At 59.0% G+C, this 239-nt stretch carries 1 pseudogene; it reads left to right on the top strand.

Annotated elements, in window-relative coordinates:
• Window positions 1-237: pseudogene (locus NR201_RS22615) on the top strand (hypothetical protein); the annotation flags it as partial.
• Between the last annotated feature and the right edge of the window lie 2 nt (window positions 238-239).

Raw genomic sequence — 239 nt, 5'->3', positions numbered from 1 at the left:
TATCTGAAGGGCGTGGATGAGAATGGCGATACGTATTCGATTCCGGATCCGCGAGCGGCTTTCTGCCAGGGATTGGTGGCGGACGATGAGTTGATCACCGAGCGCCTGTTGGGCGTGGAGGAGATTTTCGGCACGGCGATACCGAAGTCGGCGGAGTTTGTTGCGGCATTCGAGTGGTGCTGCCAGAGTTTGCGCGAGGTTGGGGTTTCGCGGACTCTGGAACGGGTGCTCGGCTGAAA

It is taken from the genome of Pantoea sp. Fr-CA_6 (assembly GCF_024520895.1).
Classification (GTDB): domain Bacteria; phylum Pseudomonadota; class Gammaproteobacteria; order Enterobacterales; family Enterobacteriaceae; genus Pantoea; species Pantoea agglomerans.
The sequence above is the reverse complement of the archived record's forward strand: the minus strand, read 5'-3'. Positions and strand labels throughout refer to the sequence as shown.